At 65.6% G+C, this 18311-nt stretch carries 16 protein-coding genes; 7 read left to right on the top strand and 9 right to left on the bottom strand.

The genetic code is table 11. The features are described 5' to 3' along the window. The first annotated feature begins 21 nt into the window (after positions 1 to 21). Both ACQGNJ_RS08565 and ACQGNJ_RS08560 read left to right on the top strand, forming a co-directional pair. Positions 22 to 1005 carry an aldo/keto reductase gene (locus ACQGNJ_RS08565; protein ID WP_426688815.1) on the top strand — a complete coding sequence of 328 codons (984 nt, stop codon included), beginning with the start codon at positions 22 to 24 and terminating at the stop codon, positions 1003 to 1005. 127 nt (positions 1006 to 1132) lie between these two features. Continuing rightward, positions 1133 to 2185, top strand: coding sequence for an NAD(P)-dependent alcohol dehydrogenase (locus ACQGNJ_RS08560; RefSeq protein ID WP_426688814.1), 1053 nt, complete (start codon positions 1133 to 1135; stop codon positions 2183 to 2185). Positions 2186 to 2730: 545 nt separating this feature from the next. Here ACQGNJ_RS08560 and ACQGNJ_RS08555 read toward each other — a convergent pair. Together ACQGNJ_RS08555 and ACQGNJ_RS08550 are read right to left on the bottom strand one after the other, a co-directional pair. Further along, the gene (locus ACQGNJ_RS08555) at positions 2731 to 3867 is read right to left on the bottom strand and encodes an MBL fold metallo-hydrolase (RefSeq protein WP_426688813.1); all 1137 of its coding nucleotides are present in this window, start codon (positions 3865 to 3867) and stop codon (positions 2731 to 2733) included. A 74-nt stretch (positions 3868 to 3941) separates the two neighbouring features. Continuing rightward, positions 3942 to 4550, bottom strand: a complete 609-nt coding sequence (locus ACQGNJ_RS08550) for a DUF3228 family protein (RefSeq protein ID WP_426688812.1) — start codon at positions 4548 to 4550, stop codon at positions 3942 to 3944. A 179-nt stretch (positions 4551 to 4729) separates the two neighbouring features. Here ACQGNJ_RS08550 and ggt point away from each other — a divergent pair, with 179 nt between their 5' ends. Then, positions 4730 to 6598, top strand: a complete 1869-nt coding sequence (gene ggt / locus ACQGNJ_RS08545) for a gamma-glutamyltransferase (protein WP_426688811.1) — start codon at positions 4730 to 4732, stop codon at positions 6596 to 6598. 142 nt (positions 6599 to 6740) lie between these two features. Here ggt and ACQGNJ_RS08540 read toward each other — a convergent pair whose 3' ends face one another. Then, positions 6741 to 7511 carry a CPBP family intramembrane glutamic endopeptidase gene (locus ACQGNJ_RS08540; RefSeq protein WP_426688810.1) on the bottom strand — a complete coding sequence of 257 codons (771 nt, stop codon included), beginning with the start codon at positions 7509 to 7511 and terminating at the stop codon, positions 6741 to 6743. A gap of 292 nt (positions 7512 to 7803) precedes the next feature. Then, positions 7804 to 8892, bottom strand: a complete 1089-nt coding sequence (locus ACQGNJ_RS08535; RefSeq protein WP_426688809.1) for an alpha/beta fold hydrolase — start codon at positions 8890 to 8892, stop codon at positions 7804 to 7806. Positions 8893 to 9279: 387 nt separating this feature from the next. On the opposite strand from ACQGNJ_RS08535, the gene ACQGNJ_RS08530 reads away from it, so the two are divergent. The 4 genes from ACQGNJ_RS08530 to ACQGNJ_RS08515 all read left to right on the top strand — a co-directional run bounded on the left by ACQGNJ_RS08530 (position 9280) and on the right by ACQGNJ_RS08515 (position 13763). Continuing rightward, positions 9280 to 10380, top strand: coding sequence for a sensor histidine kinase (locus ACQGNJ_RS08530; protein ID WP_426688808.1), 1101 nt, complete (start codon positions 9280 to 9282; stop codon positions 10378 to 10380). After that, complete coding sequence (locus ACQGNJ_RS08525) at positions 10377 to 11117, top strand: LytR/AlgR family response regulator transcription factor (RefSeq protein ID WP_426688807.1); 741 nt, start codon at positions 10377 to 10379, stop codon at positions 11115 to 11117. Before ACQGNJ_RS08530 ends, ACQGNJ_RS08525 begins: the two co-directional genes overlap by 4 nt. A 107-nt stretch (positions 11118 to 11224) precedes the next feature. After that, entirely contained in the window at positions 11225 to 12529 is a 1305-nt protein-coding gene (locus ACQGNJ_RS08520; RefSeq protein ID WP_426688806.1) for an ABC transporter permease, read from the top strand. 1 nt (position 12530) lies between these two features. Then, entirely contained in the window at positions 12531 to 13763 is a 1233-nt protein-coding gene (locus ACQGNJ_RS08515) for an ABC transporter permease (protein WP_426688805.1), read from the top strand. Positions 13764 to 13881: 118 nt separating this feature from the next. Here the strand turns inward: ACQGNJ_RS08515 and ACQGNJ_RS08510 are convergent, their stop codons facing one another. The 5 genes from ACQGNJ_RS08510 to ACQGNJ_RS08490 all read right to left on the bottom strand — a co-directional run bounded on the left by ACQGNJ_RS08510 (position 13882) and on the right by ACQGNJ_RS08490 (position 18303). Continuing rightward, positions 13882 to 15648, bottom strand: a complete 1767-nt coding sequence (locus tag ACQGNJ_RS08510; protein WP_426688804.1) for an ABC transporter transmembrane domain-containing protein — start codon at positions 15646 to 15648, stop codon at positions 13882 to 13884. A gap of 114 nt (positions 15649 to 15762) precedes the next feature. Next, positions 15763 to 16113, bottom strand: coding sequence for a ribonuclease E inhibitor RraB (locus tag ACQGNJ_RS08505; RefSeq protein ID WP_426688803.1), 351 nt, complete (start codon positions 16111 to 16113; stop codon positions 15763 to 15765). Between the two features lie 41 nt (positions 16114 to 16154). Further along, positions 16155 to 16751 (bottom strand): IMPACT family protein, encoded by a 597-nt coding sequence (locus tag ACQGNJ_RS08500; RefSeq protein ID WP_426688802.1) that lies wholly within the window; start codon positions 16749 to 16751, stop codon positions 16155 to 16157. Beyond that, a complete protein-coding gene (locus tag ACQGNJ_RS08495; protein WP_426688801.1) occupies positions 16748 to 17752 on the bottom strand; it encodes a hypothetical protein in 1005 nt (334 codons plus the stop codon). The genes ACQGNJ_RS08500 and ACQGNJ_RS08495 overlap by 4 nt, the downstream gene beginning before the upstream one ends. Beyond that, positions 17749 to 18303, bottom strand: coding sequence for an RNA polymerase sigma factor (locus ACQGNJ_RS08490; protein ID WP_426688800.1), 555 nt, complete (start codon positions 18301 to 18303; stop codon positions 17749 to 17751). The genes ACQGNJ_RS08495 and ACQGNJ_RS08490 overlap by 4 nt, the downstream gene beginning before the upstream one ends. Positions 18304 to 18311: the final 8 nt, after the last annotated feature.

The raw sequence follows: 18311 nt of genomic DNA, 5'->3' as shown, positions 1-18311 counted from the left end.
ACGATCCTGGAGAGAAACACCATGCAAACCCGGAGGCTCGGAAACAGCGGCCTTGAGGTCTCTGCCATCGGCTACGGCTGCATGGGACTGAACTTCGCCTATGGCACCGCGATGGACAAGGCCGATGCGATCGCCTTGCTGCGGCAGGCCGTCGAGGCGGGCGTGACCTTCTTCGACACCGCCGAGGCCTATGGCCCGTTCACCAATGAGGAACTGGTGGGCGAGGCGCTGGCGCCGTTTCGCGATCGGTTGGTCATCGCGACCAAGTTCGGTTTCAGGGATGGCGAGGCGAAAGCGGGCATGGACAGCCGGCCGGTGCGCATCCGCGCCGTCGCGGAAGCCGCGCTGAAGCGCCTGAAGACCGATCGCATCGACCTGTTCTACCAGCACCGCGTCGATCCGGACGTGCCGATGGAGGATGTGGCCGGCACCGTCAAGCAGCTGATCGCCGAAGGCAAGGTCAGGCACTTCGGTTTGTCGGAGGCAGGCGCGCAGTCGATCCGTCGGGCGCATGCGGTGCAGCCGGTGGCCGCGCTGCAGAGTGAATACTCGCTGTGGTGGCGCGAGCCGGAGCAGGAAGTGCTGCCGACGTGCGCCGAGCTGGGCATCGGCTTCGTCCCGTTCAGCCCGCTGGGCCGGGGTTTCCTCACCGGCAAGATCGATGCGGACACGCCGTTCGACAAGGACGATTTCCGCAGCAGCGTGCCGCGCTTTTCGCCGGAGGCACGGCGGGCCAACCAGGTGCTGGTCGATCTGCTCGGACGCATCGCCGCCGACAGGCAGGCCACGCCGGCGCAGATCGCGCTGGCCTGGCTGCTGGCGCAGCAGCCATGGATCGTGCCGATCCCGGGCACCACCAAGTTGTCGCGCCTGCAGGAGAACCTGGGTGCGGCGGACATCACGCTGAGTGCGGCTGACCTGCAGCAAGTATCCCGATCGCTGGCGCAGATCCAGGTGCAGGGCGATCGCTACCCGGCGCACCTGGCCGCGCGCGTGGGCAAGTAGGCGACGCCCCATCCGGCAGGCAACGATGGCAAAGTTGCCCGATGGATGGAGAAGCTGACCGATGAGGCATATCTTGTAGAGCCGACACCCTGATTCCGTTCAAGCATCAACCCAGCAAGGAAACCCCATGACTACCAAAGCCTATGGCGCACACGCCGCCGACAAGCCGCTGCAAGCGCTCGACATCGAGCGTCGCGCACCCGGCCCGCAGGATGTACAGATCGAGATCGCCTATTGCGGCGTTTGCCATTCCGACCTGCACACCGTGCGCTCCGAGTGGGGCGGCACGCTGTACCCCTGCGTGCCCGGCCACGAAATCGTCGGCCACGTCAGTGCCGTGGGTGGCGAAGTCACCGGCTTCAAGGTCGGCGATACCGTGGGCGTGGGTTGCCTGGTCGGCAGCTGCCAGCATTGCGCGGCCTGCGACGAGGGGCTGGAGCAGTATTGCGAGAACGGTTTCGTCGGCACCTACAACGGCCCGACCGCGGACGCGCCCGGCCACACGCTGGGCGGTTATTCGCAGCGCATCGTGGTCGACCGGAAATTCGTGCTGAAGATCCGCCATCCCGAGGCGCAGCTCGCCGCGGTGGCGCCGCTGCTGTGCGCGGGCATCACCACGTACTCGCCGTTGCGGCACTGGAAGGTCGGCCCCGGCAGCAAGGTCGGCGTGGTCGGCATTGGCGGGCTGGGCCACATGGGCGTCAAGCTCGCGCATGCGATGGGCGCGCACGTGGTGGCGTTCACCACCTCGGACAGCAAGCGTCAGGCGGCGCTGGACCTGGGCGCCAACGAGGTGGTGGTGTCGCGCAACGCCGACGAGATGAAGGCGCACGCGAACAGCTTCGACTTCATCCTCAACACCGTCGCCGCCAGCCATTCGCTGGATGCCTTCACCAGCCTGCTCAAGCGCGACGGCACCATGGTGCTGGTCGGCGTGCCGGAGCATCCGCATCCGTCGCCGAACATCGCCAACCTGATCTTCAAGCGACGCGCGATTGCCGGCTCGCTGATCGGCGGCATCGCCGAAACGCAGGAAATGCTGGATTTCTGCGCGGAGAAAGGCATCGTCTCCGACATCGAGATGATCCCGATGCAGAAGATCGATGAGGCCTACGACCGCATGGTCAAGGGCGACGTGAAGTACCGCTTCGTGATCGACAACAAGTCACTGGCCAGCTGATCCGCGCCGTCGTGCTTCGCGGCACGGCGCTCGGCGAGTTCCTTCGCAACGTCACACCTGCGCCGAGTTGTTGCTCCCTCCTCTGCATCGCAGGGGAAGGTTGGGGTGGGGTCGCTCTTCGGGTCAGCCGCGGAAGATCAAGAACCCCCTCCCGGCCTCCCCCTGCGAGCAGGGGGAGGAGAAGTGCGGGCCGGCGAGTTCCTCCGCAACATTGACCTGTGCCGAGTTGTTGCTCCCTCCCCCGCGCAGCAGGGGAGGGTTGGGGTGGGGTCGCTCTTCGGGTCAGCCGCGGAAGAGCAAGAGCACCCCCTCCCGGCCTCCCCCTGCAAGCAGGGGGAGGAGAAGTGCAGGCCGGCGAGTTCTTTCGCAACATTGACCTGCGCCGAGTTGTTGCTCCCTCCCCTGCGCAGCAGGGGAGGGTGGGGGTGGGGTCGCTCTTCGGGTCAGCCGCGGAAGAACAGGAGCACCCCCTCCCGGCCTCCCCCTGCGAGCAGGGGGAGGAGAAGTGCGGGGCGAGGCTTCGGGCCGTTCGTCGGGCGACTGGCTCAGTCGAGCGGCCAGGGGACCGATTCGGCGAGTCGGTCGGCGTCGCTGGCCTCGACCCGATCGGGCTCGGCGTGGTGGCGTGCCAAGGGGGTCTCCGCGCCGCGCCACCAGGGCGTCACCGGTCGCCGCTGCACCGGCTCGACAGCCTGGCCGAGTTGCGGCAGCAGCAGGTGGGTGCGTTGGGGATCGGCCAGCGACAACAGGGTTTCCACCGGCTCGTCCCAGGCATGCGTGGACAGCGCGAACGTGCCCCAGTGCACCGGCATCAGCACGCCGCCGCCGAGCATGGCATGCGCCGCCAGCGCATTGGCGGGGCCCAAGTGGATGTCGCCCCACGAAGGGTGGAATGCGCCGACTTCCAGCATCACCAGGTCGAACGGGCCGAGCCGGTCACGAATGGTTTCGTATTCGCTGGTGAGCCCGGTGTCGCCGCTGAAGAACACGCTGTGCCGTTCGCCCTGCATCACCAGCGACGACCACAGCGTGAGGTTGCGATCCTTCAGGCCGCGCCCGGAAAAGTGTTGCGACGGCGCGGCGGTGATGCTCAGGCCGGTGCCTGGCACGCGATGGCTCTGCCACCAGCTCAGCTCGGTGATGCGCGCCGGCGCGATGCCCCAGGCCTCCAGATGGGCGCCGACGCCGAGCGAGGTGACGAAAGGGACCTTCGATTTCGCCAGCGCGCGGATGGTCGGGTAGTCCAGGTGATCGTAATGGTCGTGCGAGATCACCACCGCATCGATGTGCGGCAGATCATGCAGGCCGACCGGTACCGGCTGGAAGCGTTTCGGGCCGAGCAGGGTGAAGGGGGAGGCGCGCTGGCCCCAGACCGGATCGGTCAATACGCGCCAGCCGTCGATCTCCAGCAGCACGGTGGAGTGGCCGAGCCAGGTGGCGCGCAGCCCGCTGGACGGCGGTTTCAGCCACTCGCCGCGCGGATCGTTGGCGGGCAGCGGTGCCGGTGGGGTGCGATCCGGGCCACCGAAGACGAAGTCGCGCAGCGTGGGCCGGGGTGCGGAGGTATTGCGCAAGCCGGGCAGCACCGGATGGATATTGCGCAACTGTTCGCCATCCCACAGCGGCAGGTCGTGCAGTCGCTCGAGACGTTCGCCCTGGGCGGGCTTGCCGAAAGATCGCATGGCTGTGGTTCCTGTGGCGTGTGCAGCACTTGTCTGCAATGCGCGCCGCGTTGGCACAAATCAAGGGCTGGCCTTCATCCGCGCCAATTTGCGTGTTGCTCCCAGAACACCACGGCACGCCGATACGCCGCGCGATCCAGCGGCACGCCCGAGCCGCCCTCGTCGACACCCAGCGCATTGCGCAACATGGTGATCGGCACCATCGGAATTTCTTCCGGTTCGGCGGTATAGAGGCAGCCGACCACGCCCCAATCCGCATCGATCGGCGCGCCTTCCCTGGCCAGCTGCTCGCGGCTGTAGAGAATCGGCAGCAGGTAATTGGCGACCGGCGGGTCGATGCCTTCGAACCAGCGCACCAGCACCGGCAGTTCATCAGTGCTGCGGGCCTCGTAGGCAGAGCGAAGCTGGTGACGGTTCATGTCGGTGATGGGCGTGGCGGTGCAGCGCGTGCTGGTCCAGTTGCGATGCACGTGCAGGCGGCAGAACGGCGCGTAACCGGGCAGAACATGCAGCGGAATTTCGGTGTTGAGGCGCTGCTCGAATGCCTCGGCGCTGCAATCCTGGATGGCACTGCGTCGGGCATCGCGCGGGAACAGACGGGTGCGGGCAAAGGGGGTAAGCACGATGGACCGGGCGGTGGAGGATCGGGCGGGCGCGGGGGGTGTCGGTACAGTCTTCGGCATGGGGTTCTCCTTGCGTGGATTGAATCACACCGCACGGGAATGCCGGCTCGGGGCAAGCGCAGCCCCATAGGCGAACGGCATGATGCAGAACCCCCGGTTATGCCCGCTACCGGTCTTGTCATTGGCCACACTTGCCTGCCTGCAACTATGCTCAAGGCCTTGACCGTGGAGGGACATTCATGTCGAACCGAAATGCGCTGCCATCCCGCCCGAGGCTGCACGGTCTGCTGACACCGTCGCATGACATCCCTTTGGGTTGGCGGCAGGCGCTGGTACTGGCCATGGCGGTCATCGGCATCGCGGCCTGTTCCGAAAACAGCATGCCGACCAAGGGCCATCCGGCGATCGTCGCTGCGCAGCCACTGGTCTCCCCCAATCCGGACGAGACCGGCCATACCTTCGCCAACACCCGGGCAGACCTGGCCAAGGCCCGGCCGGTGACAGCGAAGCACGCCATGGTGGTCACCGCCCAACACCTGGCGACCCAGGTGGGCGTGGACATCCTCAAGCAGGGCGGCAACGCGATCGATGCGGCAGTGGCGGTCGGTTACGCCGAGGCGGTGGTGCATCCGTGCTGCGGCAACATCGGCGGCGGCGGTTTCATGAACATCCACCTCAAGGACGGGCGCAGCCTGTTCCTGAACTTCCGTGAGAAGGCCCCGCTGAAAGCCACGCCGACCATGTTCCAGGATGCCGAAGGCAACGTGGTCAAGGACCGCAGCACCGATACTTACCTGGGTGTGGGCGTGCCCGGTACGGTCATGGGCTTGAACACCGCACTGAAGACCTACGGCACGATGTCGCTGAAACAGGTCATCGCGCCGGCGATCAAGCTGGCCAGCGAGGGCTACGTGCTGCAGCAGGGCGACATCGACAGCCTCGACTCGAGTGCGAAAGCGTTTGCCGGGCACGCCAACGTGTCCGCGATCTTCCTCAACCACGGCAAGCCGTGGAAAGTCGGCGAGCGGCTGGTCCAGAAACAGCTGGCGCACACGCTGGAACGGATTGCCGATGGCGGCACCGATGCGTTCTACAAAGGCTCCATTGCCCACGCCGTGGTCAAGGCAAGCGAGGCCAACGGCGGCATCCTGTCGCTGCAGGACTTTGCCGACTACACCGCGCAATGGGAAAAGCCGGTCACCTGCGACTACCACGGCTATACGGTGATCTCCGCACCGCCACCCAGTTCCGGCGGCACCACGGTGTGCCTGATCCTGCAGCTCATCGAACCCTATCCCCTGGCCAAGTGGGGCTATGGCTCGGTCGACACCGTGCACTATCTGGTCGAGGCCGAGCGCCGCGCCTTCGCCGATCGCAACACGTATCTGGGTGACCCGGCCTTCGTGACCAATCCCATCGCTACGCTGCTGTCGGCCGGGCATGTGGCGAAGCTGCGCGCCACCATCCGGCCCGACAAGGCCACGCCCTCGTCGGAGGTCACCGGCAGCCTCGGCGCACCCGAAGGCAATCACACCACGCATTATTCGGTGGTCGACGCGGACGGCAACGGCGTGGCCGTGACCTATACGATCAACTTCCTGTTCGGCAACAAGCAGATGGCCGGTGACACCGGATTCTTCCTCAACGACGAGATGGACGACTTCACCGCCAAGCCCGGCATAGCCAATGGCGCGGGCCTGGTGCAGGGCGTGATCAATCAGGTGGAGCCGGGCAAGCGACCGTTGAGTTCGATGACGCCGACCATCGTGCTGCGCAACGGCAAGGTGTTCATGCTCACCGGCAGCCCTGGCAGCGCCACGATCATTTCGTCCACGCTGGAAAGCTTCCTCAACGTGGTCGACTTCGGCATGAACATGCAGCAGGCGGTCAACGCGCCGCGCGTGCACCAGCAGTGGTATCCGGATGTCGTCTACGTGGGGCAGGGCATGCTCACCCCCGAGGCGCAGCAGACGCTGGAAGGCATGGGTTACACGTTCAAGACATTCAATGGCGGTGCGGTCGAGGCGATCCTGGTCAATCCCGAAACCGGCCTGCTCGAAGGCGCCAACGACCCGCGTCGTCCGGCGGGTCTGGCGGCTGGGTATTGAAGGCACCCACCGCAGGCGACGCAGCGGCACGGTTCAAGTCCGGTCGTTCGTAGCGGCGCCATATATTCGGTGGCGTGCCCGGTCGTTGCAGCCAGAAGTGAGTCCGGCCCTGATACTTTCGCCCGGTCCGGTTGCACGACATCTAGGGCATGCCGGTTTCGAGCGGAACGGTTCGCGCTTTGGGCAACACCAGAATCAACAGCAACATCAGCAAGTGTGCACCGATGGACAGCCAAGGCGCTGTGCGTGCATCGACGACGCTCGCCGGTATCGTGGCATCCACCAGCCCATTGCCCAGGTTCCAGCCCCAGTGCAGGCCCACCGCTGCCCACAGGCTGCCACTGCGCCACAGCGCGGTGGCGTAGGCCAGGCCAAAGCAGAACAAGGTGAGCCATTCGAGCGGGCCGTCGGCAAGACGGTAGATATGGTTGAGCACGTAGATCGCACTGGAGGCCAGCACGAACACCCCACCGGCACGCCATGGGATGCCGGCGGCGCGATACCAGAAGCCGCGGGTCAGGATGTCCTCTGCCAGCGACGCCACGAAGGTCGACAGCAGCAACAGCGGCAGCGCGGGCAACAGGCTCGCCACCGTGCTGGCTGGCGCCTGCCCGTCGAGCGCATACACACCCCACGCCAGACCAAGCCATACCGCAGCAAACTTCGCCAGCACAGCCAGCAACAGGCCGGCGGGTAACCAGCTCTGCCAGCCATGACGACGAGTCAACGCGTACGCCCCGTAACCGCGATAACCCAACCAGCGCGACAGCGGCCACGCGATCAGTACGCACGAAAGCATCAAGCCGGCCTGCACGGGAAAGCTGTGCAGCCATCGACCGCCCACGCCTTCGGCCGATTGATACAGCAACCACAACACGACGAATGCGAGCACCACCTGCCAACGACTTTTCATGGGTTCCCCTCAACTCATCAACAGCTGACGCGCAGCAACGTGCAGTGAATTGCTCCCGGGTCGACTGCTGCGAGCGATTTCATTGCGTTGGGAGAATATCCAACTCCGTCACGGCCGGCACGTGGACGGGTTCCTTCGATTGGTACTGGCCTCGAAGGCGTCTGCTTCCCTGACCCGATAAAGATGCGCTGCAGGGAGGGGATGCGAGACTCTCATCCACTTCGCGTTTGATGGCCGAGCCCCATGACGAAGGATGTCACCGTCAGGGTCCGCTCGACCTCTCTCGGCGCGCCTACTTCGTCAACGGCAGGATGCGTTCCCTGAGGATCTTGTACTCGGCATCCACCACGTCCTGGTTGGGATCGTGGCCGGCGTGTTCGAGCACCACCATGGCTTTTTCAGGTGCCTTCAGGCTGTCGTAGTAGCGCCGCGCGACATCGGGCGTGGCCAGCAGGTCATGCTTGCCCTCGACGAAGAACACCGGCATCGCGAAGTCGGTACCGAGCGCGGGCAAGTCCACCTGCGACGCCATGCCGTCGCCGTGCATGCCGACGAAGTTGATGAAGGAATAATCCTCGCCTGCCTCGTAGTCGGCCCTGGCCTTGGCCGTGCTGTACTCGGCGACAGGTGCCCACCACTTCGCGGGTGCCGGCGTGGTGACCTTGGCTTCGTACTTGCGGATCACCCGGCGCACCTTGCCGAAGCTGCGCGGATCGGTCCACGGCGGCGCGCCGACGCCTTGCAGCACCGCCAGCGATGGCTGGTCACCGGCAGCGCGCACCAGGGCGAGCAATCCGGCATAGCTGACCGCTTGGTTGTCGCGATTGTTGACGATCTGCGAGGTGCCCAGATACGCGTAGAACAGTTCGGGATGCGCCTTGGCCATGTGCACGGCAAGGATCGACCCCCATGAACTGCCCCACAGGATCACCTTCTTCTTGCCGTAGCGATGGCCAAGCCAGGCCGCCAGCTCGTTGCCGTCATCGCGCATCTGCCTGATCGTCAGCAGCGCATCCGCTGCCGGCGGACTGCGGCCGTAGGTCATGCCGGCGCCACGCTGGTCCCATTGCACCAGGGTGAAGTCCTTGCTCCACGCGCCATACACGGCATCCGCGTAGGGACTGAGCGGATTGCCCGGGCCGCCGCTGATGAACAGGATGATCGGATTGGCACAGCTGTCGCCCTTGACGGCGACCCATTGCTCGATGCCACCGATTCGCACAAACCCTTTCTCGTCCAGCTTTTCCCTGGCCGAAGTACAGACGGGCGCGACGCCGAGCTGCTGCTTGTCACTGGACGAAGGTGCAGCGGGCGCGGCCAGCGCCGCGTGCGCGAACGCGCCCAGCAGCATGACCACACAAACACGGGGCAGCTTGAACACGGTCGACCTTCCACGGGTTGAGCCGGCACGCCGCCGGCTTTGCATCATACGGAAGGTGGGGCGCCAAAAGTGGGCCATGGGCAGTCAGGGCTGAATTGTTCTAGCTGACGTTGGAATGAGGGTGACCGACACGAGAGATTGGTGCGCCAATCAGGCTGACTCCACTCCTCGGCCCGCCTATCGGTTGTGATGGTTCGATGATCCGGCGCGCTGGAAGCCGCGACTCAAAGCAGCTACCAACTTCAAGAAAAGGGAAAAGGAGACTGCGCCATCAAGGTACCGACAAAGCGACTTTCAATGCCCGGCCATGGCCGGCTCGCCCCTCCCAGGTCCCGCTTGCCACATGGACAACGTCAGCCGCCGCAGGCGCGGCTACACTTGATCGCCATGAACGTGCTACCTCGCTCACCGCCCGACGACGGCGCGACGATTCCTCCGCAGACCTTGGCCACGTTTTGGGCGTTGTGGGCAGTGTTCTGGCTGCTCATGATCAGCGTCTCGATCGAGAATGAGCTCCACAATCCGGCTGCCCGTTGGTGGGAGCCAGTCCTGTGGGAGGGGAGTTCGGCATTGATCTCAACCGGATGGATGTGGCTTGCCGTTCGGGTTCGCGGGCGCCATGCGCCGTATCTTGACCAGCCATTGATCTGGTTCGGCAGCTATCTGCGCTGGTTGCCGTTGGTCTTCATCACGTGGATTGCGGCGGTATATGCGATACGACACGGCGTCTACGCCGTCGTGGGCCGTACCTACGAGCACCCAGGCTGGGGCTTCGTCTTTGTCTACGAGAGCATCAAACTGACGATTTTCGCGGGACTGTGGCTCGGGATCCTGTTCGGTATCGATTCCCATGGGCAGTGGCAAGTCCAGCGGCACCGTCTGTTGCAAACGCAGAAAGCGCTGGCCGAGGCGCAGCTTGCACAGCTTCAGGGCCAGCTGCGGCCGCATTTCCTGTTCAACGCACTCAACACCGTCTCGGCCCTGATGCATACGGACGTGGCGCGGGCCGACCGTTTGGTGGCAGCGCTCGGAGATCTGCTGCGTATCAGCCTTCGGTCCATTGAAAATGAAATGACGCCGCTTGCTGAAGAACTTCGCACGCTTGAGCTGTACGCGGACATCATGCGCGAGCGGTTTCGGGATCGCGTGACGCTGAGCTGGCAGACCGATCAGACGCTCCTCGACACTCCCGTCCCGGCACTATTGCTGCAGCCCTTGCTTGAGAACGTGTTCAAGCACGGTGTCGAGCCTACGGTGACGCCAGTACGCATCCATATCAGTGTCCTGCGCGAAGGCGACTCGCTGGAAGTCGCCGTGAGCAATTCCGGCTCCATGCTGGCACCGGAGCATCGTGACGGAGTGGGCTTCCGCAACTGCCGGGAGCGGCTGGGCATCATCTACGGCGATGCGGCGTCACTGCGGGTCCGCAACGAGCACGACGGCGTTGCCGTGCGCGTCTTGCTGCCGCTGACGGATAGCGTTCAATGATCCGCGTCGTGATCGCCGACGATGAGCCACCGGCCCGCGAGAAACTCGAACGCCTGGTTGCCGAACAATCGGACATGGCAGTGGTCGGATCGGTCGAGGACGGACTGTCCGCCTCGCAGTGCATCGAGCGATTCCATCCGGAGGTGGCCTTTCTCGATGTTCAGATGCCGACACTGTCGGGACTCCAGGTCGCTGCGCAACTTGAGCCATCGAGAGCTCCGCTGATCGTGTTCGTGACTGCATTCGACGAGCATGCAGTGAAGGCGTTCGACCTCAATGCGGTCGACTATCTGCTTAAGCCCTACGATCTGGATCGCTTCATGCGCACCGTGCAGCGTGTCCGGGAGCGGCTGCATGCCCATGAGTCCGGTGCTAAGGCGGTAGCCATTGGACGAATACAGAACCCTGCGTGTGAGCGCTTGCTCGTACCGGATGGCGAACGATTGCAACTGATCGATGCCGCATCCGTCGAATGGCTGCAAGCCGACGACAACTACGTCCATGTACATACCGCTTCGCGCAGGTACCTGCTACGCAGGACACTGCAGGACCTGTTGTCCCAGCTGGGCGACGAGCGATTCGTGCGGATCCACAAGTCGACCGTGGTCAATCTCGGTTCCATCGGATCGCTCACCCCCCTCTTCAAGGGCGACTACGAAATCCATCTGCACAACGGCCGCACCCTCCGGCTCAGCCGACGGTATCGCGACGCGCTATTCGCCCGCATGGGTCAATAGTTCCTCCTCGCCACGCCGAGGTCTCCATTCACCCCAAATCCGCTGTCGGGTGGTTGCCGGTGAATGAAATTCCTGCTTGCAGAAGCGGAAGTGAATGGGGGAAGGAAATGTTCGGCTACTACTTTGACCTCGCGTTGCGCAGCCTCAGCCGCAGCATGGCGCTCACCGCTCTGATGGTGCTGGCTATTGCGCTTGGCATCGGCACCAGCATGACCACGCTGACCGTACTGCACGTGCTGTCCGGCGACCCGTTGCCGGGGCGCAGCGGCACGTTGTACGCGCCGCAGGTTGATCCGCGCGACATGGGTGACTATCAGCTGCATGGCGAACCGCCAGATCGGGTCACCTGGATCGACGGCACGAACCTGTTGCAGGCCAAACGAGCGGATCGCCAGGCGCTGATGACAGGCGGTTCGGTAGCTATCCAGCCGGCACAGTCAGCGCTCGATCCGTTTTACCAGACCGCGCGCTACACCACGGCTGATTTCTTTTCCATGTTCGGTGTGCCGTTCCGGTATGGCCATGCGTGGAGTGCGTCCGAGGATGCGGCCAGCGCCGCCGTGGTGGTGATCAGCAGCCGGCTCAATGACAAGCTGTTCGGTGGTCGCGACAGTAGCGGGCGCATGCTGCGCGTGGAGGGTCATGCCCTGCGCATCATCGGCGTGCTGGGGGATTGGCGACCAAATCCGCATTTCTACGATCTCAACCTGAAGAGCTACGGTGGGAACGAAGGTGTCTACCTGCCGCTGTCCACCTCGCAGGATCTGCATCTGGCGCATCTTGGCGGCGCTGACTGCTGGGGCAATGGTGGTGACGGCGCCACTCCCGCGCATACGGCACCCTGCGTGTGGCTGCAGTTCTGGGTGCAGTTGGATACGCCGCCCCAGGCTGCTGCGTACCGGCAGTTTCTGATCCATTACTCGCTGGAGCAAAAGTCACTCGGCCGCTTTCTGCGTCCGCCCAATGTACGCCTGCGCAATCTGATGCAGTGGCTGGACTACGAGCAGGTCGTGCCTGGTGATGTGCGGTTGCAGAACTGGCTGGCACTGGGCTTCCTGCTCGTGTGCCTGGTCAATACGGTAGGCCTGATGCTGGCCAAGTTCCTGCGCCGCTCCGCCGAACTGGGAGTGCGCCGTGCGCTGGGCGCATCGCGGCGTGCGCTGTTCATGCAGCTGCTGGTGGAGTCCGGCGTGATCGGGCTTGCCGGTGGGCTTGGCGGCCTGCTGCTGGCCTACCTCGGGCTGTGGCTGGTGCGACGACAGCCGGCGGATTACGCGCCACTGGCGCATCTGGATGGCGCGATGCTGGCAACGACGCTCGTGCTGGCGGTGATTGCCAGCCTGCTGGCCGGCGCGCTGCCGGCTTGGCGCGCCTGCCAGATCACTCCCGGCCTGCAACTGAAGAGCCATTGACATGGATATCCGCCCGATTCTGTCTACGCTGCGCCGGCACAAGATCACCGCATTGCTGCTGATCCTGCAGATTGCGCTGACCTGCGCCATCGTGTGCAACGCGGTGTTTCTGATCCATCGACGCCTGCAACGCATGGACATTCCCAGCGGCATCGCCGACCACGAACTGCTGCAGATCCAGTTTGCGTACATCGGTGATCGACCGGATGCCTATGCGCAAGCACAAACCGATCTGGCTACTCTGCGGCAGATCGCCGGAGTGCAGGCGGTGGCGCTGGCAAACCAGTTGCCGCTGAGTGGGTACTCCATGTCCAACAGCGGCATCAAGCTGCGTCCTCAACAGCAGAAGACCTCGCTCGAAGTGGCCAGCTATTACGGCCAGAACCTGCTGGCTACGCTGGGTGTGCGGGTGGTTTCGGGGCGCGATTTCCATCCCGAGGAACTGGTCGACCTGAAAACCGCGCTGCCCGCGTTGCACAGTGGCGACATGAAAAATCTGCCGCACACCGTAATCCTCGATCAGCCAGTCGCCGCGCGTCTGTGGCCGGGCCAGAACGCGCTGGGCAAGACGATCTACTTTGGCAATGACATACCGATGCGAGTGGTCGGTGTGAGCGCCCCACTGGCACGGCCGGACTCGCTGCAGATGGGCGCCCAGAACAGCATTGTCTTTCCGATACGCCTGACTGCGGCAGAGGGTGGAACTTACGTGATTCGCACCGGCGCGAAAGATCGCGAGCAGGTGCTGAAATCCGCACTGGCCGCGCTCAAGCGCATCGACCCCAATCGCATCGTGCTGGCGCAGGGCACCTACGACGAACTACGCCATGGATACTTCCAGGACGACCGGGCCATGGCCGGCATGCTGGTCGGGATTGTCGCGGCGTTGCTGATCGTGACCGCGCTGGGTATCGCCGGACTGGCCAGCTTCTGGGTTGGACAGCGTCGCCGCACCATCGGCGTGCGCCGTGCACTCGGCGCCACCCGCAGCAATATCCTGCACTACTTCCAGACCGAGAACTTTCTGCTCGCCACGATCGGCATCGCGCTTGGCATGGTGCTGGCCTACGGCATCAACCTGCTCTTGATGCTGCGTTACGAATTGCCGCGACTGCCACTGATCTATTTCCCGGTCGGCGCGATCGCGCTGTGGCTGATCGGCCAGCTCGCCGTGCTGGGGCCGGCGCGGCGCGCCGCCGCCGTGCCACCGGTCGTGGCGACGAGGAGCGTTTGATCTCCTATGGGCAAGATCTTTCAGCGCCGGCTATCTGTTGAACAGATAGATAGGACGGCCGGCAGCTCCTGGGTCGATAGCTACCGTTCCGGCAATCAATGTTCTTCTGTCCAATCATTCAAGCCACAAACTGCAACCGTGCCAGCTCCGCATACAAGCCACCTTCAGCCAGCAGACTCTCATGCGTGCCTTGCGCCACGATGCGTCCACCATCCAGCACCACGATGCGGTCGGCGCGTTGCACGGTGGCGAGGCGATGCGCGATGACGAGCGTCGTGCGGCCTTTTTCCAGCCGCTCCAGCGCCTGTTGAATCGCCGCTTCGGATTGCGCGTCGAGCGCGGAGGTGGCTTCGTCGAGCAACAGCAGCGGCGCGTCGCGCAGGATCGCGCGGGCGATGGCGATGCGCTGGCGCTGGCCGCCGGACAGGCGCACGCCGCGTTCGCCCATTTCGGCCTGGTAGCCGTCGTTGAGTGCGCTGATGAACTCGTGCGCTTCGGCGGCGCGCGCGGCTTCGCGCACTTCCTCGTCGCTGGCGCCTTCGCGGCCGAAGCGGATGTTGTCGGCGGCGCTGCCGCTGAAGATCACGGTTTCCTGTGGCACCAGCGCGATCGCACCGCGCAGGTCATCCAGGGTTACCGCGCGCAGGTCGATGCCGTCGAGGCTGATGCTGCCGCTTTGCGGATCGTAGAAGCGCAGCAGCAGCGAGAACACCGTGCTCTTGCCGGCACCGGACGGGCCGACCAGGGCGACGGTTTCGCCGGGGTGAACCTCAAGGGTGAAGTCGTGCAGGGCAGCGGTGTCGGGCCGGGTCGGGTAGTGGAAGCCGACGCCGTCGAAGCGCAGGGCGCCGCTGACCGGACGCGGCAACGCCAGCGGCTGTGCCGGCGCGACGATCTCCGGGCGCTCGTCGAGCAGTTCGCCCAGACGCTCCATCGCGCCGGCCGCACGCAGCACGTCGCCCCACACTTCGGACAGGCCCGCCACCGAGCCGGCGGCGAACACCGCGTACAGCACGAACTGGCCCAGCACGCCGGCATCCAGCGTGCCGGTCAGCACATGGCGCGCACCGGCCCACAGCACCAGGGTGATCGCGCCGAACACCAGCACGATCACCGCCATTGTCAGCAGCGCGCGCATGCCGATGCGCCGGCGCGCGGTGGCCAAGGCACGCAGGATCGCGTTGCTGTAGCGAGTGCTTTCGATGTTCTCGCGCGCGTAGGCCTTCACTGCGGTGGAGGCGTTGAGGGTTTCGTTGGCGATCGCGGCGGCGTCGGCGAGGCGGTCCTGGCTGGCGCGCGAGAGTTTCTGCACGCGGCGGCCGAACACCAGGATCGGCAGCATCACCGCGGGTATCACCAGCGCGGTAAGGCCGGCCAGCGACGGCGCGGTCCACACCATCATGGCGCTGGCGCCGAGCAGCATCACTGCGCTGCGCAATGCCACCGATACGCCGGAACCGATCAGCGCCTGCACCACCTCGGTGTCGGCGCTGAGCCGCGACAGCAGTTCGCCGACGCGGCTGCGCTCGAAGAAGCTCACGTCCAGTCGGATCACTTGTGCGTACAGCGTCTTGCGCAGCGAGGCCAGCGCGCGTTCGCTGAGCAGGGTGATGCAGAAATACCGCGCCGCGGTGGCCACGGCCAGCACCAGCGCCACGCCGAACAAGGCGATGAAGGTCTCGTTGATCACCGCCTGGCTGGAATGGCCGAAGCCCTTGTCGATGATGTAGCGAAACGCCAGCGGCAGCGCCAGCGAGGCGCCCGACGAGATGCCGAGAAACACCAGCCAGCCGATCGCCAGTGCCTTGTGCGGCTTGAGGAAGGGCCACAGCCCGCGCAACGCGCCGATGCGACGGGAGGACTGGGGCTTGTCGGGGTTGCTCATGGGATCTCGCAAAGAGTCGGCATCGACCCCATGAGTTGGGGCGGTCGACGGGTTGATTCAATGCACGGGCGCGAAGTGGCGGCTGGCGCCGCGCCAAACCGCGCACGTTGCGACTCAGGCTGCCTGCTGCGCCTCGCAACCCCAGCCGTCGTTGCGCCCGTCGAAGTCTTCCGCCGCTTCGCCCAGCAACTGCTCGAAGCCGGAGATGTTCTCGTGGCTGGGCTCCATGAACGGATGGGCCAGCACCTGCCAGGGCAGCTCGTCGTGTTCTTCGTACGCGGAAAACGACACCTTCTGATCACTGCGCAGCAGGTGCACGGCGAACTTCAGGGCATCGTCTTCGGAGGGGAAGATCACCGCGAAGTCGACTTCGCGGGGAATCGACAGGTCGTCGCCGGCCTCGGCCATCTGCCATAGGACGTTGCCGTTGTCGTCGTCGGGGAAAAGTTGCGGGTCACGGTTCATGGGGAGGCCTGCTGGAGTGGGGATGGACGATTTGGCGGGCGTCAGTCGATGCGTGCCGCGATGGTCTCGCCGCGCGTGAGGTCGGCAATGCGGCTGACCGCTTCGTCCACGCGGGTGACTGGCAGGGTGAGCTGCAGGTTGGCGCCTTCGCCGCTGAAGGTTTCGCTGGTGACGCTGGCGCCCAGTTCAGGCAGCCGCGCCTTGAGCAGGGCGAGGTCGGCAAAACTGCATGCCAAGGCCAGCGTCGCCATCGGAATGATCGGCACGCGTTCGGCCCGGCGCAGGCATTCGGCCGCGGTGCCGCCGTAGGCACGCGCCAGGCCGCCAGCGCCAAGCTTGATGCCGCCGTACCAGCGCGTGACCACCACGACCACGCCATCCATCTGCTGGCCTTCGATCGCCTGCAGGATCGGCCGGCCAGCGGTGCCGCCGGGTTCGCCGTCGTCGTTGAAGCGGTAATCCTGGCCGATGCGGTAGGCCCAGCAATTGTGGGTGGCGGCCGGGTCGGCGACTTCGTGCAGAAAGGCCAGCGCCTGTTGGGCCGCGTTGACCGGGGCGGCGAGGGCGAGGAAGCGGCTCTTCTTGATGTCTTCCTGATGACGGCAGCGCTGGGCCAGGGTGGACAGCGTCTCGCTCATGGTTCCTGCAGTTGTGCCTGCAGCGCGGGTGGCAACGGCCATTGCGGATGCGCGTGCCGGAAGGCCCGCAGTCGCGGCAGCGCCTCGGCGCGGTGGCCTTCGTCGAACAGTCGCCGGATCTTGGCCAGTTCCTGCGCCGGGGTGTCGCCAGCTTGCGGCGAGGTGTCCTTGACGCGGGCGTCCTCGCTCGTCGCCACCGGCGCAGCGGCGGTCGGCGCGGCCTGGATGGCGCTCGGCGCAGCAGCAGCCTGGTCGGTCTTGTCGAGCAGGCCGCTGGCGGCAGCATTGGCCGACATTTCCTGGGCCGGCGCCGGAGGCGCGGGTGGTGCCGGCGGTGCCGGTGGCGGAGGCGGCGCAGGTGCGGCGAGTTCGGCGACTGCTGGCGGCGCAGCCATCGACCTGGCGGCGGCCTTGCGTTGGGCCGACTGCAGCGCGTCGTTCTGCTGCTTCTTCGCGGCAGCCGACTGCGTGGCGGCCTGTCGCTCGGCGAGTTGCGGCGGCGACGGCAACACGGCTGGCGGAGAAACAGCCTGCGCCAACGGTGCATCCAGCGGCGCCGTTTCCGTGCTGGCCCTGGCGGCCGCGCCGCTGGACTCCTCCCGCGCGGCGGGCGCCGCTGGCGGCGGGCTCGATTTGCGCAGTTGCCAGGCCAGTCCGGCCACCAGCACCAGGCTGGCCGCGCTGCCCAGGGTGATGATCCAGCGTGGTGTCCGCCGGCGGCGCGCGGCGGCCTCGATCGACGGAATTGCCTGCGTCGTGACCGCAGACAGCGGCTTCGGATGGACCCAGTCGCCGCGCTCGCGCGGTGACCTGCGTCGCTCGGTGACGGTGGCATCGGCCGCGCCGGTCAAGGCCTGCGCCGCCGCCTGCAACACCGCGGCGTCGAGTGCCGGCGAGGGTTCGCTGTGCGGCAACTGGCGATACAGCGCGGCCAGCTCGGCTTCGCCGGGCAGCGGCTCGTCGGCGCGGGACGGATCGGTCGGGGGCAGGGGCGTGGTCATTCGGACAGCACTTCGCGTAATCGATTGATGGCATAGCGCAGGCGCGACTTCACCGTTTCGCGACCGGCACCGGTGACCACGGCAATCTCCTCCAGGCTCAGCTCCTGTTCCAGTCGCAGCAACACCGCGGTGCGTTGTTCGTCGGGCAACTGCTCGATCGCCAGTTGCAGGTTGCGCCGGCGTTCGAACGCGGACAGCGCGTGGTCGGGTTGCTCGCGCTCGGGCGTGGCCAGGTTCGCCAGCACCCCGTCGGCTTCGTCGCTGCCGGCCATCGGCCGCTGGCGGCGGCTGCCGTCGATCATCAGGTTGTGGGCGATCTGCAGCAGCCAGGTGCTGAACTTTGCCTGCGGCTGGTAGCGCTCGCGGGCACCGATCACCCGGCTCCAGGTTTCCTGGAACAGTTCGTCGGCGCGGTGCGGATCGCGCACGCTGCGCAGCAGGAAGCGGTAGAGCATGCCGCGATGGCTGGCATACAGCGCCTCGAACGCGGCGAGGTCGCCGCGCGCGTAGGCGAGCATCAGCAAGGCATCGGGATCGACCGCGGCATCCATGGGGGGCG

It is taken from the genome of Rhodanobacter ginsengiterrae (assembly GCF_050026815.1).
Lineage (GTDB): Bacteria > Pseudomonadota > Gammaproteobacteria > Xanthomonadales > Rhodanobacteraceae > Rhodanobacter > Rhodanobacter ginsengiterrae.
Note: the sequence above shows the minus strand (reverse complement) of the source record. Positions and strands in the feature narration are given on the sequence as shown.